Source organism: Rhodococcus sp. 14-2483-1-2 (assembly GCF_002259405.1).
Lineage (GTDB): Bacteria > Actinomycetota > Actinomycetes > Mycobacteriales > Mycobacteriaceae > Rhodococcoides.
The window spans coordinates 280,684-299,940 of record NZ_NPFW01000017.1 but is presented as its reverse complement, the minus strand read 5'-3'; the positions used below and the strand labels follow the sequence as shown (position 1 = coordinate 299,940).

Here is a 19,257-nt window from a genome sequence, read left to right as displayed (position 1 = left end):
ACTGCACATTGGGCGTTCGCTACGGTGGGAGCCATGAGCCTTCCTCGTCCCGCCCCTGATCGGACAGCCGTCGTGACCGGAGCGTCCTCGGGAATCGGAGCCGCGATCGCGCGCGTGCTCGCGTCCCGAGGCCATGGCGTCACCCTCGTCGCCCGGCGTGCCGACAAGCTCGAAGACTTGGCACAGGAAATCCGCGCTCGGGGAGTCCGAGCCGACGTGCTCGCAGCAGACCTGTCCGATCGCAGCGCTCGCGCCGAACTACTGGACCGCATCACCGAGCTCGGCCTCATCCCGGACATCCTGATCAACAACGCCGGACTGTCCACGCTCGGACCGGTCGCAGAATCGGATCCGGATGCGGAAATGAACATGATCGAGGTCGACGTGGTCGCAGTTGCAGACCTCTGCACCCGATTTCTCCCCGGCATGACTCAGCGAGGACGCGGCGCACTGCTGAACGTCGCCTCGACCGCCGCCTTTCAACCTCTGCCCGGTCAGGCCGGCTACGGCGCGTGCAAGGCATTCGTGCTCTCGTACACGCAGTCTCTGACCGGTGAACTGCGCGGAACCGGCGTCACCGCCACCGCACTGTGCCCCGGACCGGTACACACCGGATTCGGCGAGGCCGCAGGATTCGCGAAAGACGATGCCGAGAAAGCACTTCCACCGATCATGTGGGTGGACGCGGAAACGGTGGCCAGGACTGCCGTCGACGACATGGCCAAGGGGCGCATGGTGTCGATTCCGGGAGCGGCCAACCGCATCGGGTCCATCTTCGCGCAGATCACCCCGCGAACGGTGTTGGTGCCCATGCTCACTCGCATTCACCCCGGCCTGGGCAAGAACGCCCGCAAGGGAGCCTCGTCATGAGCCGCGAACTCACCGTCTCGGACAGCATCGTCGTCGCTGCCGATCCGAACACGCTGTACGCCGCGATCAGCGACCCTACGCGGATGGGTGAGTGGAGCCCGGAAAACAGAGGTGCCACCGTCCACGAACCCCGCGAGAGTGCCTACGTGGGAATGGTGTTCGACGGAACCAACAAGCGCGGCCGAGCGAAGTGGGTCACTCGCTGCACCGTCACCGCGGCCGAGCCTGGCAAGACCTTCGAGTTCCGCGTCCACGCCATCGGCAAGAGCGCTCCGAAGATCACAGGCGCGAACGCAACCTGGCGTTACGACTTCGAACCGGTCGCAGGTGGCACGAAAGTGACCGAGACCTGGACCGACGACCGGACGAAGTGGCCCGACGCGCTGGCTTTCGTGTTCGACAAGATCGTCACCAGCGGTAAGACGTTCCCGCAGTTCCAGCGTCGCAACATTCGCAAGACGCTGGAGAACCTGCAGAAGGTCTACGCCTGATCTCGAGCCTGCCGGGTGTACAGGCCGAGAACGTAGGACGCCTGCCCGGCATGCTGAAGGTCGTCGGACACCACCGACACCAGCCGCGCGCCCAGCGTGACCGGCGGATCCCAGTTCTCGTCGACGATCCGGTCCAGATCGTCGGTCGAGATACTGCTCAGGTAGGCAACGGTTTTCGAGTACACGGCATCGTGGTACTCACGCAGCAGCTCGGCGCTCGAGGTGACCTGAGCGACGTCCGAGGACGACTGGCCGTACCCGATGTCCGACTTGTCGAACGATAGTCCGAAACGCTCGAACCACGAGTCCGACGTCCAGACCTGCTCACTCCCGGCCACGCCCGCGATGTGATCGTCCTGCACCCGCGTCAGGTGCCACAGCAACCACGCGATGCTGTTGGCGTCGGAATCGGGTCGATACGTCAGCGCGGCCGCAGGGATGTCGTCCAGTACCGAGTGGACGAGTTCCTTGATGCGGCCGAACGCGTCGGTGAGCAGGTCGTTGTGGTTCATTGATTACGCCTCTTTCGTCGAGCACTGATAACTAGTCATGCATACCCCGATTGCCTCGCAGGGAACATCGGGGCGGCCCGAGCGCGTTAGACCGGATATGACTGCTCCAGCAATTGTGTACACCCGCACCGGCGACTCGTCCGTCCTCGAACTGAAGGATCGCGAGGTGACCGAGCCGGCCGCAGGCGAAGTCCGCGTGCGCATCGTGGTCTCGGGAGTGAATCCGACGGACTGGAAGAACAGAACCGGTTCCGGACCGGGTGAGAAGCTGGCATTCGACGAGGTGGTTCCGAACCAGGACGGTGCCGGAGTGATCGACGCCGTGGGCCCCGACGTCGACGGCGTCTCCGTTGGAGATCGGGTCTGGGTATACCTGGCCCAGCATCAGCGTCCGACCGGAACAGCACAGTCTTTCGCAATCCTGCCCGCCTCCCGGGTGGTACCTCTGCCCGACGGCGTCGGATTCGACGTGGGCGCAAGCCTCGGAGTGCCCGCGATGACGGCGCACCGCGCGCTGACCGTCTCCGAGGACGGACCCACCCGGCTGCACCCGGGCGCACTCGAGGGTAAGTCGGTACTCGTCGCCGGTGGTGCCGGTGCCGTCGGCCATGCCGCGATCCAATTGGCCCGCTGGGCGGGCGCGACCGTGGTGACGACGGTCAGCGGACCGGAGAAGGGCGCGCTGGCGACCGCGGCGGGCGCGCACCACGTGGTGAACTACAAGGCCGGCGACGCCGCCGTCGAAATTCGTGAATTGGTCCCTGCCGGAATCGATCTCATCGTCGAGGTTGCTCCCGCACAGAACGCCGCACTCAACGCGGCCGTGGGAGCGAACCGCGCCTCGATAGCGGTGTACGCCAACAACGGTGGCGACACCGTGACCCTCGACGTTCGACCCAACATGGTGCTCAACACTCGCTACCAGTTCGTCCTCCTGTACACCGTGGGCGACGAGGCTCTTCGCAACGCCGAGGCGGACGTCAGTGCTGCGGCAGCGGCAGGTGTGCTGGAGGTGGGCGAGGCCACCGGTCTACCGCTGCACCGCTTCTCGCTGAGCGAGACCGCCGCAGCGCACGACGCCGTCGAGAACGGAACCGTCGGCAAGGTGCTGATCGACGTCTCCAGCGAATAAGTCAGGTGATGACCGGCAACGTGGACCACGGGAAAACGATCCACCTGCCGGCCATACGCTGCCAGTAGTACTGCTGCTCAACGATTCTGAGATCGGCAGGCGCTGACAAACGCCCCAACATCGGAGGCTGCGACTTCGGGGTGATCGCGACCGGCACAATCGTCGATGCAGGCAACCACAAGTCGGGTGCACGCCCGGTCGGATCGAAGCACACCAGGCTGGTCTCAGGTTCGGTAGAAAGCGTCGAGGTCGAATTCGCGGAGATGATGTTTCGTGCGGTCGATCTCTCCGGTGGTGGCCCAATCGAAGAACAACTGCGTCGCATCGTCAGCGGTGAACACCTCTTCGGGGTACACGGTGAGGGAGCGTTTGCCGCTGAAGAAGGGGATTCCGACGGTGGGTTCGCCATGACGAGGGCCGGGTCGGCCGACGACGAACAGGCGATGAACACCGTCGATGGGAAACCGCATCTCGACCGACATCGCCTGCGCTGACCCAGCTGCTTGGATGTAGCTTTCGCTCATCGCGGTTTTTTCGTCGTCGCTGAGATCCTCGTAGTACCGACCCTCCGGAACCTCCGAGACCGTCAACGCGGATCGCTGTATTCCATCGAACCGCGAGAGCAGCTGACCGAACTGCCAGGGAGCGTCGATCCGATGCTCGATCATTTTTTGCTTGCCGCCGTTGGATACGAACAGAAACATCAGGCTCCCTTCTGAGGCGGTGGTGTCGACTCATCGCCGGTACGGCGACGTCCACACCTGAGGTGTACCCGCCAGACGGGGCGAACGACGGGCGTCGAGACACTGCGCCCAGACAGTCGGGCAGGGGTGACCGGCCGAGCGAGCCGAGCGAGGATCCGGGAGCCAACGCGGGTCAGGTCGGGTAGCCCAGGGCGCGGCGGAGATCGAGAATGTCCTCGAAGTCGACATCGAGTGGCGCGTCACCGAGCCGAACCAAAGTACCGGCCGGCACGGTCTCGATATCGGCGACAGCAGGCAACAGAGTGCGGTCGAGACGCACCTGCGGTGGGATGAGAGTTTCCCACCCGATCTGAAGTTCCTTCGCCCATCGTTTCCTCGCCTCGCGTCGCTCTGTCCATGATGTGCTCGATGCTTTACCGAGGACCAGTTCTTCCTGTGGTCGGGCATATTTGCTGACGCTCCAGCGTCCACGCTCGGCGTTCCAGTGATCGAGGATCGCTTTGAGTACCGCGTCCCCGACGCGGGCGGTGAGCAGTTCGGATGCGTCCCCGACGGCGTGCTCCGGTCGGGGAAGGGTCACGTTGACGACGTTCGGGGTCCGTCCAGTCTTTCCGACGATCAGGTGCAGTGACTGTCTCTGCCGGTGGTCGGGGTGCACGAGGTCGACCGAGTAGCCGGAGACGTAGGACCCCGAGGGTGAATCGTCTCGTTTTCTGCGTTGATAGATCCGGCGGAGTCCCTCGACACTCAGATCCGCCGGGTGACCGCTCTGGTGTTCCCCGAGCAGCAACAGCTCCGGCACGAGAGCGGGATCGATCGCGGCTAGGGTATCGAGGAACGCCCGGGTGGTGGCGGCAAGCTCGTCGACGCTCTGCGAGCGATCACGCCAGAAACCGATCACCGTCGGAGCGTGCAGATCGATCATCGTCGGATCCTTTCGAGCCAGTCGGCAACTGACAGTACGTCGATCTGCTCGAGGTCGTCCTCGAAGCTAATCTCTTCCGCCTCGCGGAGAGGGTTCCTGCTCGAGTTCACTCCTGACATCGGATGTCGAACCGCGGGCGCGCCGCCATCGATACGGGTCGAGAAGGTCAGGAACGCAACGGCTTCGGCCATGCCGTCGCATCCTTGGCAGTCACCTTCGGATGCGCGACGATCACCGCAATGAACGCCGCAACCGACATACCCAAACCATGCGACAACGTCGCAACCACCCTGCCGCCTTCGAGCCATGCACTCGGCTCCTCGTCGAGAAAATAGCGAAAATCTTTGTCGTACGGCGGATTCAACGAATGCCTCACCACACCGGGCCGGCCCCTGCCGCCGGTGGGGATGGAGATGCCGGTCCGACCGGTAATCGAGTCCGGTTTCCGCACGTTGCCAGACCATGGGCCGGTCGCGGCCTCGATGGTGGCACGGTCGGGGTGTCGATCCGTACCCTAAACGGACCGGTTGCCACACTGCTCACAGCGTTTCGAGTCACGCTGCTGAAATGCAATCCGAGCCGACTCGGCGGTAGCGATGAGCAATGGTGTGCCGATCACGATCGCTGTGGCACCGAGCACGATTCGGATACCAGCCGGCATGCTGAGCGCCCAGCCGATACCGACCAGCAGGACGAACCCTATCCACATAACTAACAGCAGCATGGCGGGCCAGCGTGGGCTAGACGGACGTGCGGTCGTCATTTGTGCTGTCCCTTCCTGGGGTCGGAGGTCTTGTCGTAGGGGTAGGTGCGTTGTCTCCGGGGCCGCTTGGGCGCGGGACCTAGGTCACCCACACCGGACGCACAACCGGCGATGAATGCGCCGATCCAATAGCCGACGCATTTGACGATCCACACCACGTATTTCCAGAACATGGTTGCCAACCTTTCAGGCCGCGGCAGGCGAAATCGATACCGCTCGGTCCGAGGTCGTTGTTTGTCGCGTCATCCAAAAATCTTTCCGTTCGGCAACTGTGCCAGTGCTTTCCGTGTCACCTCGATGTGATCGTCCGCTGTGTTGGATCCGGCGTTGCCCGGTCGCAGCACGGCCGCGACGGGTTCACCGGTCCCGTCGGTGCCGTGGTCGACGAACGCGAGCAGGGGATGAAATCCGAAGCCGCGTTTGTAGGCCGGTGCCGCATTCTCTTTCTCCGAATGCGCGGTGACGAAGGCACTGACGGACACCGCAACATCGGAAGCCACGACTTCGGGGTGATCGCGCTCGAGATCGCGACCGGCACAATCGTCGATGCGGGCAACCACAAGTCGGGTGCACGCCCGGTCGGATCGAAGCACACCAGGCTGGCCTCAGGTTCGGTAGAAGGCGTCGAGGTCGAATTCGCGGAGATGATGCTTCGTGCGGTCGATCTCTCCTGTGGTGGCCCACTCGAAGAACAACTGCGTCGCGTCATCGGCGGTGAACACCTCTTCGGGGTACACGGTGAGGGAGCGTTTGCCGCCGAAAAACGGGATCTCGACAGTGGGTTCGCCCTGACGAGGGCCGGATCGGCCGACGACGAACAGGCGATGAACGCCGTCAATGGGAAACCTCAGTTCGACCGACATCGCCTGCGCCGACCCAGCGGCTTGGATGTAGCTTTCGCTCATCGCGGTTTTCTCGTCGTCGCTGAGATCCTCGTAGTACCGACCCTCCGGAACCTTCGAGACCGTCAACGCAGACCGCTGCATTCCATCGAACCGCGAGAGCAGCTGCCCGAACTGCCAGGGAAAATCGATTCGATGTGCAATGGATTGCTGTTTGCCGCCGTTGGACACGAACAGAAACATTGAGCTCCTTGGATGTTGAGTGCCGTCTGAAAAGTGAGTGATCATCCCGCTAGGTCTTGGACTTCGACTATTTTGATCGTCTTGCCGTTCAGTGTGGCGGTTGCGGGGTTCTCCGGGGTGACGAGGTCGTCGAACGCGCGCTGGCCGGCCGTTTTACGAGCGGTTCCGCTTTTGACTTCATATGCGGTGTACGTCCCGTCTGGGTTTTCGGCGAGCCCATCGTAGTACCTGCCGTTACTGGCTCCATCGACAGTTGAACGGACCTGTCGCCGTTCGATCGTTTCGCCGGTTAGCTCTTCACGTTCGTCGAGTGCGGCTTGTTCGGCTTCCTTGCCGCTTCGGCCGTCGTTGCCGTCGGCGTAATGTCCGCCGAGGTCTCGTCCGTCTCCGCGGTCGAGTGCCATTCCCGCGATGAACAAGCCTCCGGCGAGGACTGCTAGTCCGATGGCGGCAGGGACTCCGATACCGGTCTCGCCGGCCCCCACTGCGCCGATTGCGACAGCACCGGCGGCGCGGGAGAGGGAGTCGCTTGTCGTCGGGGCCGCGGGGAGCTGTTGTTCGACCTCGGCCTGCGCCGCAGCATCGTCAGCGGCCTGCTCAGCGGCGGCCTGGTCTTCGGCCATCTGCTGATAGGTGTCGGTGGTGGGTTCGGTGGTGTATGGCAGACCGGAATCGGTGCCGGTGTAGCGGTTGGTGGTCCCGTTACCTTGGTCGACGGTGAGGTCGGTACCGTCCTTGACGGTGTCGGTGGTCGGTTGATAGGGGCTGTATCCGGGGTCGGGATCACCGACGACGGCGATACCGCCGGGTTGACCACTGATCGCATCCTGCCCGTTGTACAACGGTATCGCCGTCATCTCTCTGCCGGTAGCGATGTTCTCACCGCCGGACGGCGGGTCGGCCAGGATCGGATACAGAATGTTCTCGATGCCCACGGTGTCGACGACCTGGACCAGATATCCGTCACGGATCTCGAAGTGCGTGGGAATCGGTGTGCCGTCGGCGTCGTACGCCCACGGCGCGGCGACCGTCGACACCGGGTTTCCATCGGCGTCGACAACGGTCACCGAACCATCCGGATCCACCGACATGCGCCCCCCGGGCGGCACGTCGACAGGAATCACCGATTCGTGCGACGACGACCGGTCGTGGATCAAGAACAACGTACGACGACCCCCACCCGGATCGGAGACGGTGATCTTCGACTGCCCACCCTTGTCGTACTGCATCAACGGCGAAGCAACAGTGCCGACCGCTTGGGACAGTACCGATTCCGGAGTCCGGGCACCGAACGGGGAACGACGCCCACGCACACCGATCCCGCCGGCAGTGAACGCGGCGGCACCGACCAACACCAGTTCGAGATAGCGCTCACGCCCGTCGCCCTGGCCGACCCCCGCAGTCGGGGATCCAGCGTCCGGAACCGGTTGCGCTGCTGCGGTATTCGAATCGGTATCGGTGGGTATCGGTCCCGGCCCCCGATCGGGAACCGCAGTGGGTGCAGTCGATCCCCCAGGCTGCGGCGATGTCGGAGCACCACCACTGGTCGCCGTCGCAGCCGGGACTCCTGCAGGACTCTCACCACCCGCGGCCGCTGGTGCGCCGGGTGTCGCGGTCTGCACCACCCCCGGCACAGGGGCAGGGCCGGGGGCGCGGACGATGGGGGTGCCGTTGTAGGTGGGGAAGTTCGTCGGAGCGTTCGCTCCGACGTTCGGGCCACCGCCGGATGCTTGCGCGCCCGACAGTCCCGCGGTGCTCGTCGGCGGAGCAGTCGTGGTCGTCGACGGTGCGGTCAGGCACGGGTTGATGTACTCGGGCGGGATCGGAGAGCCCGGCGGTAGAGAGGCGATCAAGTTCAGGTAGATCTGATGATCCCGCGCCCGCACCGCCGCACAATCCTCCGCCGGTCCCGCCGAGGCGGGTCCTGCTGTGAGCACGATCGCGGCACCGATCACTGCAGCAGTCCCGGCCAACAATGCCCCGGCAGCGAGGACTCCCGCCACCGACCTACGCAGCATCATTCTCGCTACTTCTTCCGGACTTCGGCGACGAGTGTGTCCGTGCCCCACCAGAACACCCGCCCTGCGATCGACATCCACAGAAAGAACGCCAGATACACCAGGATCGTCCCGTGATCGCCGGCCCATCCGGCGAGGCGTCCGATCACCGCGAACGCCACAATCAGCAACCCGAGCCCGAACACTGTCGCGATCACCGCCGTCGAGGTTTCGTTGCCTGCTGCACCGTGGTGGCGGGTCGGTGGGGTCATCGGGTCGTGCGGTGTGGTGGTCATCGGAGTATTCCTCAATTCCTTTCCCCGCCAACCGGCATGCGGGACACGAGGTGCTTGTCTACCGGGGTGGGCGGCGGAGCAGATGGAGCTTCCGGACCGAACACGGTGGGGTCGAACTTCTCGGTCGACGAACACGGTGGGTGTCAATCGAACGATCACTGTCCGTGGCCGGAGTCAGATAGCCGACCGGGCCGCAGGGCTGTGTCAGAGCCAAGTCGGGTCGGAGTACACGAACACACTGTTGTCCGAGGTCGCCGTCGACACCGCGAACTGCGCATAGGAGCGGACCGTGACCGGACCCATGCACGCATCGACCTTCACATGCACGTTCTCCGCCGTGATCGAGGCCTTCGATGATTCGAGATCCTTGATGCCGAGCGGAATCGTGGTGATCGTTCCCGGCGCGATGGTGGCCTGAATACTCGGGTTCACCGACGCGTTGACACCGATATTCGCCGAGGGAACCCCCGAGATGGACACACCGACCGATGGACCGAACGAGAACCCGAGCCCCACACCGAGTCCGGAGGAGACATCGATCTGACACCCGATCTGCAGGCCCTGTTCGATGTATCCGGTTTTCACCGCCGTGCCACCGGCACCGGTGATGGTGCCGGTGACCTTCGCCGAGACGAACCCCTCCCGCGTGAACGCCGTCGTCGCCACGTTCGGAACCGGGTTCACCGACAAGTTGCTGGCAGTGAGATCCAACGTCCAGCCGTCATCGGTGACCGTGCTCGCGAACTTGTCGGCCAACGGCGTCGGCGTCGCCGACGCACTGCCCGCGAACGCAAGCGAACCCACCATCACTGCCGCCGACACCACCACACAACCAGCCATAGCCCTCGATACGCCATGCCCCCGCACCGTCGAACCAGTACTAGCGCGTGCCATCGTTTCCATGAGCGAGTCTCCGTACACGATTCGGTGATTCCATCGACCACAATAATTGCTGAAAGATAACTGAGGATCTGCCCGGGACGGTACAACACCCCACACATCCACGACAGACCCTCGACACCCGAACCACGCCGGCGACACCCCCACCCGGACGTGACAGAAACACCCCAGGACACGCACGACCAGGCGGTTCACCGCATCACACCAGTGACGCACCTCACAGTCACAGAATGGTGACGACCCATAGAGAATGGAAATTTCCAGCAACTCTGGCGCAGTAGAGGGCACGCTCTGCAATGTCCGAAGCCGCGCTTCCCCAGCGAGTCGGTTTCGAGCCACTCGACGGGCGCTTCACAGAACTGCTGTTTGCCGCGGATCCGAGGCGGCACCCTCCACGCACCGTATGTACTATCTGTCGTACCGCGATGCCCGCGGGCATGCACTGTGCGAGTTCGAGAGGCAGCTTCAACGGTGACACGACCCCTGAATTCGGCAGCGTCGAGGCCGATCATTCCCACAGCAGGCGTGCTCAGTTGCTGAGAGCGGCAGGCTGCGCAGCGACCTTCCTTCTCGTTCCGGCCACGGTGACCGTTCTGGCCAGAACGGTCGTAGCTCGCGCCGGCCGCACAGAAGGCGTCCAGCACAGCACCGAAGGCTGCAGCGGGTGCGGTCTGGTCGTCTACGACGGCCGCCGAGTTGCTGCGATGATCGCGCCCGAACCTGGCTGGACCATGGGTGACGACGAGCAGTATTGCCCAGACTGCTCGGCCACCAGATTCCACACCTGGGGCTACACGTAGCAGTCGAACACGGTGCGCCGATGATCTTTCGAACTCCGGCCGACACGATCGATCACGTCGACCACCCCGGCCCGACGGCGCAGTCGTCCAGACCGGCAGCTCAGGTGATGACCGGCAACGTGGACCATGGAAAATTGATCCACTTGTCGGTCTCGCGCCACGAATAGTCCGGCTGCACAATAGTTCTCGGCTTGGTGTAGATGACTGCCGACCGCACGTCGGCGGTATGCGCCTTCAGTAGGTCGATGACCAGAGCCAGCGTGCGGCCGGAGTCGGCCACGTCGTCGACGACGAGCAGCTTCTTGCCGACGATTGCGTCGGTGTCCAAAAGCGGTTCGAGGACAACAGGATCGGGCAGGGTCTCCTCGATGTCGGAGTAGAACTCGACATTGAGGGTGCCGGCAGCCTTGACGCCCATCGCGTAGGAGATCGCACCCGCGGGAATGAGCCCACCGCGAGCGATCGCGATGACGATGTCCGGAACGAATCCGTCGTCGACGATCTTCTTTGTCAGGTCGCGCGACGCGTCCCCGAACGTCGCCCACGTCAGCACTTCACGTTCCGGTTCGGTCATGAGTCGTCACTCTACCCAAAGCGATTTTGCCGGGTCAGCAAATTTGTTTGCGTTAGTAATCGCAAACGGGCAGTCTCGAACCATGGCCGACCACACACATGCTCACACTCATCCCACCGACCGGACCCACGCAGAGCCGGATTTCGAGAACGGTGCCTTCGACGAAGCATTCTGGGACGACCTCTACAACCAGCGCACCACCATCTGGAGCGGAAATCCCAACGCCGTGTTGGTACAGGAGGCGTCCGCACTGACTCCGGGCCGCGCCCTGGACATCGGTTGCGGGGAAGGTGCCGACTCACTGTGGCTGGCCGGTAAAGGCTGGCATGTGACCGGCGTCGACATCTCCGACATCGCCCTCGGCCGCGCTCGCGCGGCACACCAGGCCCTCGAGCCGCAGACACTCGCGGTGGATTGGCGTCAGGAAGACGTTCTGGACTGGACTCCCCCGGCCGCAGCGTTCGATCTGGTGTCGGTGCACTTCCTCCAGGTGCCACCGGACGAACTCGAGTTGACCACCCGCAGGTTCGCAGCGGCGGTCGCACCGGAGGGACGCCTGTTGATCGTCGGCCACAGCCCCAGCGACAGCCACGCCTCACAGCATCCGGCCAAGCACCGACTGTTCGCACCGGAACCGGTCGTCGCTGCGGCCGGCGATGGGTTCGAGGTGATCCACGCCGAACACCGCACCCGCATCACGCCCGACGGCGACGAGCGAATCGACACGGTCGTGGTGCTGCAGCGCCGGTAAACTCGGGCGGTGTTCTCACCGTCGACGTATCGAATTCCACTGGCCGTCACGTTCGTAGTGGCGCTGATCGTACTGTTCACCCCCGCGTCCGGGGTGCCCTCGGGATTTCAGCACAGCGACAAGATCATCCACTTCGTACTGTTCGCGGCCCTCGCGTATACGTCGCGACTGGCCGGAATCGACTGGGTCAGGACCGCGCTGTGGGTACTGGCATTCGCGGCGATCTCGGAGGTCCTGCAGGCGATCCTGCCTCTGGGACGCTCCGGATCGGTCGCCGACGCTCTGGCCGACGCACTCGGCGTCGCAGTGGGCTTGGCCGCGGCGAGCCGGGTTCTACCGCAGCGCGTCAGGAAAGCCGCGGACCTGCACTAGACTGATTCTGCACCGGGTTTCCTCGGCCAGCGAGTTCACTCCGGAAGGAACGCCATCACCTCGTCTTCTGCCCCGCACGATATCTACCTCGTTCCACCGGAGCACGAGACCAACGATGCCGTCACCAGAGAATCAGCAGCATCCGCAGCACGCCTGAGCGAACGATCCGACGTGGTCAGCCACGACGGCCGCTACGCCCTGACGATCACCTCCACCACCCCACACCAGGCGATGGTCGAGGATCTACTGTTCGTCCGCGCCGTGCTCGACTCCGCGCGAATCAAGTACCTACTCGTTCGCGGCAACGACGAACGCCCGGTCATTGCCATCGAGTTGGCTGCCCGAGACGCGCTCACCACCGCACTGGTACACGCCTGCCGCGCCGAGCCGTTCTACTCCAAGACCGTCGACGCCCGCGGGAAAGCAGTACTGGTCGCCGACGGCACACTCTCGCCGTCCGCGAACGCACGGATCGTGCGCCTGTACCGACCGCGCGTCGAGCCGTTCAGCGGCTTGTACTACGGCGCGTCGACGGCGGTGCAGATCGAGCTGTGGTCGTTCTCCCCGGCCGAGATCGTGCTGCCGATCGAGAACTCGCTGACCCGACGCAACATCCGGCCCGACGAGGCCGTCCGCGGCACGGTCGAACGCTTCGGACGAACCTGGCCGACCATCGAGAACATGTTCGCCGACCACGCGTCGGACATCAATTTCGACATCGACATCGTGTTCTCCTGGGTCGACGGCTCGTCGGCAGAGTTCCAGGCTCAGCGTGCGCGGCGGATGGCGAACTACGTCGTCGGTGAGGGCGACGATTCGGCTGCCCGATACCGGCAGATCGACGAACTGAAGTACGCGCTGCGGTCGATTCACATGTACGCACCGTGGATCAGGCGCATCTTCGTGGCCACCGACTCGGCGAGGCCGGCGTGGCTGGCCGACCATCCCAAGGTGACCTTTGTGCCGAGCGAGGCCTTCTTCGTCGACACCTCCGTTCTGCCGACCCACAATTCGCAGGCCGTCGAAAGCCAGCTGCACCACATCCCCGGATTGTCCGAGCACTTCCTGTACTCGAACGACGACATGTTCTTCGGCCGACCGGTCAGCCCGTCGATGTTCTTCTCCCCCGGCGGAATCAGTATGTTCATCGAAGCGACAACGCGAATCGGGTTGGGCTACAGCGACGCCGACCGCAGCGGCTTCGAGAACGCGGCGCGGGTGAACCGTCGGATCCTGCAGGACCGATTCGGGATGACCACAACCCGGCATCTCGAACATGCAGCAACTCCGTTGCGCCGCAGCGTGATGCAGCAGATGGAAAACGAGTTTCCGGACGAGTTCGCCTCGACTGCGGCGAGCGCATTCCGAGCGAGTACCAACATCTCGGTGACGAACTCGCTGTACCACTACTACGCGTTGATGAGCGGGCGCGCGGTGGTGCAGAAGGACGCGAAGGTTCGGTACATCGACACCACGTCCGTGGCAGGTCTCGACTTGATGGAGAAGCTGCTCCCCAAGCGATCGGTCGACTTCTTCTGCCTCAACGACGGCAGCTTCCCGGAAGTCGACCTGGATCTGCGCACCAGGACCGTGACTCAGTTCCTGGACAAGTACTTCCCCATCGTCGCGCCGTGGGAACGCGAACAGCGCTAGGCGTCGCTGAACGTCTTCCGGCGAGCACTGTCTGCGATGGTGACTCCCGCTGCACTCAGCCTGCGTGCGGTCTCCTCCGCCGAGACCGGTTCTCCCACAGTGTCGTACGACCCTGTGGGCACCACCGAATGGACTACGGTGTTTTCGTAGACGTGGACGAGATTGTATCCCTGGGCACCGTCGCGTCCGCGTAATCCGCCCGCGGGCACATTGAGATCCTGGGTGTAGCACGTGGCCGACGCCACCGAGACGGGTATACCCGCGAAGGTTGCCGTCGTCGAATAGTGCAGGTGCCCAGCAAGAATGGACCGCACATCGGTTCCGCGTAGCACGTCCGCCAGCCGCGGCTGATCGATCAGCTCCACCAGCACTGCGAGATCGAGCACCGTCGGCACCGGCGGATGATGCATCGCCAGGATCGTACCGAACTCGGCGGGCGTCGCGAGTGTGTCGGCCAGCCAGGCCAATTGCTCGTCGCCGAGCTCGCCGTGGTGCCTTCCCGGGACCGTCGTGTCGAGCGTGACGACACGGAGGCCATCGACGTCGTGCACGCGATCGATGGACTGGCCACTCGGCTCTGCGTCGAGAAGCTTCTGACGGAACGTCGCCCGGTCGTCATGATTGCCTATCGCCCAGACGATCTGTGCGCCGAGTTCCTCGGCCACCGGCTCGACCAACGCCCGCAGCTTCTCGTACGCGCCCGGCTCACCCTTGTCGGTCAGATCCCCCGTGAACACCAATGCGTCGGGCCGCACACCGGAGTTGCGTACGTCGGTCATCACCTGCTCGAGCCGCAATTGGCTGTCCACGCCGCCATACAACCGACCTCCGCCGTCGACGAGATGCGTGTCGCTCACATGCAGCAAGCAGTGATGGGGACGTGGGTACTCGGCCATCCGAGACTTCATCGAACTCTCGCTCACGATCGGACCTACCGTTTCACGTTCACCCGGCCGGGCGAACGCCACTGCTGCAAGCCAAGCATACGAGCGTTCACTGAGAAAAAGCTGGTCGGATCTACGTGGTGAACACCGCACGAACATCCGGCGTGTGACAGGTTGAGAGCATGACGAAACCGAAGCTGACCACCCTTCTCGCAACTGCCGGACTGACAGTGGGGTCGATGGTCGGCATCGGCGTCGCGCCCGCCGCCGCGCAGGAGCTGCCGACCGTGGTGCTGGTGCACGGAGCCTTCGCGGACAACACCAGCTGGGACGGCGTCGCCGAGAACCTACGCAGCCGCGGTTACCCCGTGGTGACTGCGGACAACTCACTGCGCGGACCGGCCGTCGACGCGGCCTCGGTCACCGATGTCGTCGAGAGTATGGACGGTCCGGTGATCCTGGTGGGCCACTCCTACGGCGGCACGGTGATCAGTAACGTGCACGCCGACAACGTCGAAGCATTGGTCTACGTCGCGGCCTTCATGCCGGTCGAAGGCGAACCCGTCGCCCTGGAACTCGACCCCATCCGATTCCCGGTGACCGCGCTGGTGCCGCCGGTGATCGGCCTGTCGATCGTCGACGACTCCTCCAACCTGATCGGTAAGAACGTCGACTCGTACATCACACCCGCCCTGTTCCGGCCGTTCTTCGCCCCTGACGTCACCGAGGAGCAAGCCGCGCGGATGGCTGCGCATCAGAAGACCATCGCCGCCGGAGCACTGCTCGAGCCGAGCGGTCCGCCGTCCTGGGCACACACGCCGTCGTGGGCGTTGATCCCCCAGCAGGATCAGATCATCCCGGCATCGGCCGAGCGGTTCATGGCGCAGCGCGCCGGTGCCCAGGTGACCGAGGTTCCGGGTTCGCACGCGATCCTGGTTTCCAATCCCGCTGCCGTGGCCGACCTTGTCGCCGAGGCGGATTCGGGCAGCTGACACCTCGCACAACGACCTCGGGCCCGGCCACCTGTCGACGGTGGCCGGGCCCGAGGAGTCTTCTGACGAGCGTCAGATCCCGATCAGATCGTGATCGGCGACCTTCGACGCCAGGATGCGCAGGTGCTCGTCGGCACCGCCGAGGGTGTGCTCGATGGCCACCAGCCGACTGGTGTAGTGCCCGACCGGATATTCGGCCGTGACGCCGATTCCGCCGTGCAACTGAATCGCCTCCTGGCCGATCTTGCGACCGGACCGTGAGATCTGCAGCTTCGCGCGCGAGGCGATCGTCGGGTCGACGTTGCCGTCGGCCAACGACATCGTGGCGTACAGGCTCATGCTGCGGGCGAGTTCGAGCAGCACGTACATGTCCGCCGCACGGAAGGTGAGCGCCTGGAACTTGGCCAGCGGAACCCCGAACTGCTTGCGCGCCTTCAGGTAATCGGTGGTCAGCCGCAGCGCCTCCTCCATCGCACCGATCGCCTCGGCGCACAACGCGGCCTGAGCACGCACCTCGGCACCGGTGATGGCCGCTGCCGCGTTCTCGGCGGTGCCGAGCGGTTCGGCCGCGACGTCGACGAATTCGATCTGCGCGGCGCGCTGACCGTCATGGGTGGCGTAGGACTTGCGTGTGAGACCGGTCGCGTCGGCGTCGACGACGAACAGTCCTGTTCCACCGGTGGGCAGCGCGGCACTGACCACGATCACGTCTGCGCTACCGCCGTGCGGGACCGGGTTCTTGACGCCGTTGATCGACCACGATCCACCGTCCTCGGTGGCGGTGGTCGCGACCTCGATGTTGGGCCAGCGGCTGCCGGATTCGTTGTGCGCGAACGCCAACATCGACGACCCCTCGGCGACGGGCGGCAGGAGCCGCGCGCGCTGATCGGCGCTGCCGAGTTCGGAGATCAACCCGCCGGGGACGAGCACGGCGTCGAGAATCGGCTCCGGCGCGAGCCGTCGTCCGACCTCGGTCATCACTGCCATGATCTCCACGGGACCGGCGTCCATGCCGCCGTCCTCTTCGCTGAACGTCAGACCCAGCAGGCCGACCTCGGCCAACTGCTTCCAGACGTCGGTGCTCCAGCCCAGCTCACCGGCAACGATCTTGTTGCGCTTCTCGGTGTCGTACGCCCGCGTGAGCACCTCACGAGTGGTGTCGCGCAGCAGCTTCTGCTCTTCGTTGAGTTCGAAATCCATGTCTTCAGATGCTCCCTTACAGTCCGAGAATCGCCGAGGCGATGATGGTGCGCTGAACCTCGTTCGAGCCGCCGTAGATCGACACCTTGCGGTAGTTGAGATACCCCGGTACCGAGCGCTGCGCCCAGCCTTCGCTCTCGATGTCCTCGCCCGCCTCGTAGGGCAGTGAGTCCGGCCCGGCAACGTCCATCAGCAACTCGGTCGTGGTCTGCTGCAATTCCGATCCCCGCAGCTTGAGGATCGACGACGCCGGATTCGGCTTGCCGTCGTCCGAGCTGGACACCAGGCGCAGCTGAGTCAGCTCGAGGGCGAGCAGTTCGTTCTCGACCTCGGCCATCTTGGCCGCGAACAGTGGGTCCTCGAGCAGCGTGCCGCTGCCGACCTTGGTCTGCGCGGCGTGCTTCTTCGCCTGTCCCAGATGCACTTTGGTGTGTCCGGCGCGGGCGACGCCGGTGCGCTCGTTACCGAGCAGGAACTTGGCGTAGCTCCAACCCTGGTTCTCCTCGCCGACGAGGTTCTCGGCCGGAACGCGGACGTTGTCGAAGAAGACCTCGTTGACCTCGACACTGCCGTCGATCAGCTTGATGGGGCGCATCTCGATGCCGGGAGTGTTCAGATCGATGAGCAGGAACGAAATTCCGGCCTGCTTCTTCGGCGCGTCCGGGTTGGTGCGCACGAGCGCGAAGATCCAGTCGGCGTACTGGCCGAGCGTGGTCCACGTCTTCTGTCCGTTGACGATGTAGTCGTCACCGTCGCGGATGGCGGTGGTGCGCAACGACGCCAGGTCCGATCCGGCCTCGGGCTCGGAGAAGCCCTGGCACCACCAGATGTCGAGATTCGCCGTCTTGGGCAGGAACTTCTCCTTGAGCTCCTGAGAGCCGAACGTTGCGATGACCGGGCCGACCATCGAGGCGTTGAACGCCAGCGGCTCCGGCACCGACGCCAGCTGCATTTCGTCGAGCCAGATGTGGCGCTGCACAGCGGTCCAGTCGCGGCCACCGAACTCGGCGGGCCAATGTGGGACCGCCAAGCCGTTCTCGTTGAGGATTCGCATGGTCGTAACCACCTCGTCCTTGCTCAACTCCTGACCCGTCGCGCTCTTCTCACGAATCTCGGCGGGGACCTTCGTGGTGAAGAACGTCCGCATCTCGTCACGGAACGCGGCCTCTTCTTCTGTCAGGGCAAGATTCATCGACAATCCTCCAAGCTCGTTCACGTATCTTCGTATCGACCGTACTCCCTGGTAACTCTGGGATATTCTCCGCTCACTATGACTCTTCTGGCACTGGTTCGGCACGGTGAAACGAACTGGAATCTGCACGGGCGTCTGCAGGGCTCGTCGGACATTCCTCTCAACGACACCGGCCGTGCTCAGGCCCGCGAGGCCGGCTACGAACTCGAGTACCGCCAGTGGGACCACCTGGTCAGTTCACCGTTGATCCGAGCAGCGGAAACCGCCGACATCATCGGTGCACACCTCGGCCTGACCCGCACCGCCGAGTTCCCCGATCTGGCCGAGCGGCACTTCGGCGAGGCCGAAGGATTCACCGACTGGGATGCGTATTCGCACTGGCCGAACGGCATGTACCCCGGCTTGGAGCCCCGCTCGAATCTGATCGTCCGAGGCGTGCGCGCCGTCGACGACATCGCCGCGCGCTACCCGGACTCCGCGGTGATCGCCGTGGCGCACGGCGGCGTCATCCGGGCGATCTTCGACGCGATCCGGCGGCGGCACTCGCCGCGCATCCTCAACGCGGGCGTCTCCACCCTCGAACACGACGGTTCTCGCTGGACCGTTCGCACCATCAACGGCATCCCGGTCTGACAGAGTTTTCCTCCATGGAGATCGAACGTCGCATCACCGAACTGGGCTTCACCTTGCCCGGTGAACCGACCGCCCCACCCGGTTTCGAGTTCTCGTTCGAATGGGTGCGCGTGCGCGGCAACCGGGTCTTCGCGTCCGGGCATTCTCCGTTGGCACCGGACGGAACTCTGGCCGGCCCGTTCGGCGCTGTGCCGTCACAGGTGAATCTCGACGCCGCAACCGACGCCGCCCGCGACACCGCACTGGCGCTCCTCGGTAGCGTCGCCCGTGCCGTCGGAGATCTCGATCGAATCAGCGCGTGGCTGACCGTCACCGGATCGGTCAACGCCGACCACGGCTTCACTCAGACCACCACGGTCGTCAACGGCTTCTCGGATCTCGTGCTCGCAATCTTCGGTCCGGAGATCGGTGCCCATGCCCGCACCGCACTCGGGGTCGCGGCCCTGCCGATGAACAACACCGTCGTGGTGTCAGCGGAACTGGAGATCGACGGGTAGGTTTTTCTCCACTCGTACATACGGCGAAAGCGGG

The 19,257-nt window shown here is 64.3% G+C and carries 23 protein-coding genes and 1 pseudogene; 10 read left to right on the top strand and 14 right to left on the bottom strand.

Annotated features, from left to right (window positions below; all coding sequences use genetic code 11):
- Positions 1 to 33 precede the first annotated feature (33 nt).
- Positions 34 to 870, top strand: a complete 837-nt coding sequence (locus tag CH295_RS16865; protein ID WP_094741373.1) for an SDR family NAD(P)-dependent oxidoreductase — start codon at positions 34 to 36, stop codon at positions 868 to 870.
- Positions 867 to 1,361 (top strand): SRPBCC family protein, encoded by a 495-nt coding sequence (locus CH295_RS16860; RefSeq protein ID WP_094741342.1) that lies wholly within the window; start codon positions 867 to 869, stop codon positions 1,359 to 1,361. The genes CH295_RS16865 and CH295_RS16860 overlap by 4 nt, the downstream gene beginning before the upstream one ends.
- On the opposite strand, the gene CH295_RS16855 is transcribed toward CH295_RS16860, so the two are convergent.
- On the bottom strand, positions 1,352 to 1,873 hold the full coding sequence (locus CH295_RS16855; protein WP_094741341.1) for a mycothiol transferase: 522 nt from the start codon (positions 1,871 to 1,873) through the stop codon (positions 1,352 to 1,354). The two genes, CH295_RS16860 and CH295_RS16855, sit on opposite strands and share 10 nt — an antisense overlap.
- Before the next feature lie 97 nt (positions 1,874 to 1,970).
- On the opposite strand from CH295_RS16855, the gene CH295_RS16850 reads away from it, so the two are divergent.
- Positions 1,971 to 3,005: an NADPH:quinone reductase gene (locus tag CH295_RS16850; RefSeq protein WP_094741340.1), complete on the top strand. Its 1,035-nt coding sequence runs from the start codon at positions 1,971 to 1,973 to the stop codon at positions 3,003 to 3,005.
- Between the two features lie 224 nt (positions 3,006 to 3,229).
- Here the strand turns inward: CH295_RS16850 and CH295_RS16840 are convergent, their stop codons facing one another.
- From CH295_RS16840 to CH295_RS16795, 9 genes and pseudogenes are all read right to left on the bottom strand, one after another.
- Complete coding sequence (locus CH295_RS16840) at positions 3,230 to 3,709, bottom strand: hypothetical protein (protein ID WP_094741338.1); 480 nt, start codon at positions 3,707 to 3,709, stop codon at positions 3,230 to 3,232.
- Between the two features lie 172 nt (positions 3,710 to 3,881).
- A complete protein-coding gene (locus CH295_RS16835) occupies positions 3,882 to 4,634 on the bottom strand; it encodes a hypothetical protein (RefSeq protein ID WP_094741337.1) in 753 nt (250 codons plus the stop codon).
- Positions 4,635 to 4,800: 166 nt separating this feature from the next.
- Positions 4,801 to 4,998, bottom strand: a complete 198-nt coding sequence (locus CH295_RS16825) for a hypothetical protein (protein WP_141217042.1) — start codon at positions 4,996 to 4,998, stop codon at positions 4,801 to 4,803.
- A 395-nt stretch (positions 4,999 to 5,393) separates the two neighbouring features.
- Positions 5,394 to 5,570 (bottom strand): hypothetical protein, encoded by a 177-nt coding sequence (locus tag CH295_RS27850; RefSeq protein ID WP_170945941.1) that lies wholly within the window; start codon positions 5,568 to 5,570, stop codon positions 5,394 to 5,396.
- A gap of 90 nt (positions 5,571 to 5,660) precedes the next feature.
- Positions 5,661 to 5,867 (bottom strand): annotated as a pseudogene (locus CH295_RS16815) (transposase); the annotation flags it as partial.
- A gap of 135 nt (positions 5,868 to 6,002) precedes the next feature.
- Entirely contained in the window at positions 6,003 to 6,482 is a 480-nt protein-coding gene (locus tag CH295_RS16810; protein WP_094741333.1) for a hypothetical protein, read from the bottom strand.
- Between the two features lie 41 nt (positions 6,483 to 6,523).
- The gene (locus CH295_RS28250) at positions 6,524 to 8,503 is read right to left on the bottom strand and encodes a hypothetical protein (protein WP_252342072.1); all 1,980 of its coding nucleotides are present in this window, start codon (positions 8,501 to 8,503) and stop codon (positions 6,524 to 6,526) included.
- A 5-nt stretch (positions 8,504 to 8,508) separates the two neighbouring features.
- Positions 8,509 to 8,775 (bottom strand): hypothetical protein, encoded by a 267-nt coding sequence (locus CH295_RS16800; RefSeq protein WP_252342071.1) that lies wholly within the window; start codon positions 8,773 to 8,775, stop codon positions 8,509 to 8,511.
- A 204-nt stretch (positions 8,776 to 8,979) separates the two neighbouring features.
- Positions 8,980 to 9,615: an MspA family porin gene (locus CH295_RS16795; protein ID WP_094741332.1), complete on the bottom strand. Its 636-nt coding sequence runs from the start codon at positions 9,613 to 9,615 to the stop codon at positions 8,980 to 8,982.
- Positions 9,616 to 10,100: 485 nt separating this feature from the next.
- On the opposite strand from CH295_RS16795, the gene CH295_RS16790 reads away from it, so the two are divergent.
- On the top strand, positions 10,101 to 10,475 hold the full coding sequence (locus tag CH295_RS16790; RefSeq protein WP_141217041.1) for a hypothetical protein: 375 nt from the start codon (positions 10,101 to 10,103) through the stop codon (positions 10,473 to 10,475).
- Positions 10,476 to 10,575: 100 nt separating this feature from the next.
- Here CH295_RS16790 and CH295_RS16785 read toward each other — a convergent pair whose 3' ends face one another.
- Entirely contained in the window at positions 10,576 to 11,049 is a 474-nt protein-coding gene (locus tag CH295_RS16785) for a phosphoribosyltransferase (RefSeq protein ID WP_094741330.1), read from the bottom strand.
- Positions 11,050 to 11,131: 82 nt separating this feature from the next.
- Here CH295_RS16785 and CH295_RS16780 point away from each other — a divergent pair, with 82 nt between their 5' ends.
- The 3 genes from CH295_RS16780 to CH295_RS16770 all read left to right on the top strand — a co-directional run bounded on the left by CH295_RS16780 (position 11,132) and on the right by CH295_RS16770 (position 13,825).
- Complete coding sequence (locus CH295_RS16780; protein WP_094633826.1) at positions 11,132 to 11,800, top strand: class I SAM-dependent methyltransferase; 669 nt, start codon at positions 11,132 to 11,134, stop codon at positions 11,798 to 11,800.
- Positions 11,801 to 11,809: 9 nt separating this feature from the next.
- A complete protein-coding gene (locus CH295_RS16775) occupies positions 11,810 to 12,172 on the top strand; it encodes a VanZ family protein (protein WP_094633827.1) in 363 nt (120 codons plus the stop codon).
- Positions 12,173 to 12,325: 153 nt separating this feature from the next.
- Positions 12,326 to 13,825: a stealth family protein gene (locus CH295_RS16770; RefSeq protein WP_170945947.1), complete on the top strand. Its 1,500-nt coding sequence runs from the start codon at positions 12,326 to 12,328 to the stop codon at positions 13,823 to 13,825.
- Here the strand turns inward: CH295_RS16770 and CH295_RS16765 are convergent.
- Positions 13,822 to 14,733 carry a phosphodiesterase gene (locus CH295_RS16765; RefSeq protein WP_094633970.1) on the bottom strand — a complete coding sequence of 304 codons (912 nt, stop codon included), beginning with the start codon at positions 14,731 to 14,733 and terminating at the stop codon, positions 13,822 to 13,824. The two genes, CH295_RS16770 and CH295_RS16765, sit on opposite strands and share 4 nt — an antisense overlap.
- 158 nt (positions 14,734 to 14,891) lie before the next feature.
- Here CH295_RS16765 and CH295_RS16760 point away from each other — a divergent pair, with 158 nt between their 5' ends.
- Positions 14,892 to 15,701 carry an alpha/beta fold hydrolase gene (locus tag CH295_RS16760; RefSeq protein WP_094741329.1) on the top strand — a complete coding sequence of 270 codons (810 nt, stop codon included), beginning with the start codon at positions 14,892 to 14,894 and terminating at the stop codon, positions 15,699 to 15,701.
- 72 nt (positions 15,702 to 15,773) lie between these two features.
- Here the strand turns inward: CH295_RS16760 and CH295_RS16755 are convergent, their stop codons facing one another.
- Both CH295_RS16755 and CH295_RS16750 read right to left on the bottom strand, forming a co-directional pair.
- Positions 15,774 to 16,901 (bottom strand): acyl-CoA dehydrogenase family protein, encoded by a 1,128-nt coding sequence (locus CH295_RS16755; RefSeq protein ID WP_037190302.1) that lies wholly within the window; start codon positions 16,899 to 16,901, stop codon positions 15,774 to 15,776.
- A 16-nt stretch (positions 16,902 to 16,917) separates the two neighbouring features.
- Positions 16,918 to 18,093 (bottom strand): acyl-CoA dehydrogenase family protein, encoded by a 1,176-nt coding sequence (locus CH295_RS16750; protein WP_037190305.1) that lies wholly within the window; start codon positions 18,091 to 18,093, stop codon positions 16,918 to 16,920.
- Between the two features lie 78 nt (positions 18,094 to 18,171).
- On the opposite strand from CH295_RS16750, the gene CH295_RS16745 reads away from it, so the two are divergent.
- Both CH295_RS16745 and CH295_RS16740 read left to right on the top strand, forming a co-directional pair.
- The gene (locus CH295_RS16745; protein ID WP_037190307.1) at positions 18,172 to 18,726 is read left to right on the top strand and encodes a histidine phosphatase family protein; all 555 of its coding nucleotides are present in this window, start codon (positions 18,172 to 18,174) and stop codon (positions 18,724 to 18,726) included.
- A 14-nt stretch (positions 18,727 to 18,740) separates the two neighbouring features.
- Positions 18,741 to 19,223 carry a RidA family protein gene (locus CH295_RS16740; RefSeq protein ID WP_037190309.1) on the top strand — a complete coding sequence of 161 codons (483 nt, stop codon included), beginning with the start codon at positions 18,741 to 18,743 and terminating at the stop codon, positions 19,221 to 19,223.
- The last annotated feature ends 34 nt before the right edge of the window (positions 19,224 to 19,257 follow it).

Coding starts and splice junctions, on each gene's coding strand:
- CH295_RS16850 (WP_094741340.1), top strand. CDS start 1,971: ATGACTGCTCCAGCAATTGTGTACACCCGCACCGGCGACTCGTCCGTC.
- CH295_RS16760 (WP_094741329.1), top strand. CDS start 14,892: ATGACGAAACCGAAGCTGACCACCCTTCTCGCAACTGCCGGACTGACA.
- CH295_RS16750 (WP_037190305.1), bottom strand. CDS start 18,093: ATGAATCTTGCCCTGACAGAAGAAGAGGCCGCGTTCCGTGACGAGATG.
- CH295_RS16810 (WP_094741333.1), bottom strand. CDS start 6,482: ATGTTTCTGTTCGTGTCCAACGGCGGCAAACAGCAATCCATTGCACAT.
- CH295_RS16745 (WP_037190307.1), top strand. CDS start 18,172: ATGACTCTTCTGGCACTGGTTCGGCACGGTGAAACGAACTGGAATCTG.
- CH295_RS16855 (WP_094741341.1), bottom strand. CDS start 1,873: ATGAACCACAACGACCTGCTCACCGACGCGTTCGGCCGCATCAAGGAA.
- CH295_RS16755 (WP_037190302.1), bottom strand. CDS start 16,901: ATGGATTTCGAACTCAACGAAGAGCAGAAGCTGCTGCGCGACACCACT.
- CH295_RS16840 (WP_094741338.1), bottom strand. CDS start 3,709: ATGTTTCTGTTCGTATCCAACGGCGGCAAGCAAAAAATGATCGAGCAT.
- CH295_RS16780 (WP_094633826.1), top strand. CDS start 11,132: ATGGCCGACCACACACATGCTCACACTCATCCCACCGACCGGACCCAC.
- CH295_RS16800 (WP_252342071.1), bottom strand. CDS start 8,775: ATGACCACCACACCGCACGACCCGATGACCCCACCGACCCGCCACCAC.
- CH295_RS16790 (WP_141217041.1), top strand. CDS start 10,101: ATGCCCGCGGGCATGCACTGTGCGAGTTCGAGAGGCAGCTTCAACGGT.
- CH295_RS16860 (WP_094741342.1), top strand. CDS start 867: ATGAGCCGCGAACTCACCGTCTCGGACAGCATCGTCGTCGCTGCCGAT.
- CH295_RS28250 (WP_252342072.1), bottom strand. CDS start 8,503: ATGATGCTGCGTAGGTCGGTGGCGGGAGTCCTCGCTGCCGGGGCATTG.
- CH295_RS16740 (WP_037190309.1), top strand. CDS start 18,741: ATGGAGATCGAACGTCGCATCACCGAACTGGGCTTCACCTTGCCCGGT.
- CH295_RS16835 (WP_094741337.1), bottom strand. CDS start 4,634: ATGATCGATCTGCACGCTCCGACGGTGATCGGTTTCTGGCGTGATCGC.
- CH295_RS16865 (WP_094741373.1), top strand. CDS start 34: ATGAGCCTTCCTCGTCCCGCCCCTGATCGGACAGCCGTCGTGACCGGA.
- CH295_RS16795 (WP_094741332.1), bottom strand. CDS start 9,615: ATGGCTGGTTGTGTGGTGGTGTCGGCGGCAGTGATGGTGGGTTCGCTT.
- CH295_RS16785 (WP_094741330.1), bottom strand. CDS start 11,049: ATGACCGAACCGGAACGTGAAGTGCTGACGTGGGCGACGTTCGGGGAC.
- CH295_RS27850 (WP_170945941.1), bottom strand. CDS start 5,570: ATGTTCTGGAAATACGTGGTGTGGATCGTCAAATGCGTCGGCTATTGG.
- CH295_RS16765 (WP_094633970.1), bottom strand. CDS start 14,733: ATGAAGTCTCGGATGGCCGAGTACCCACGTCCCCATCACTGCTTGCTG.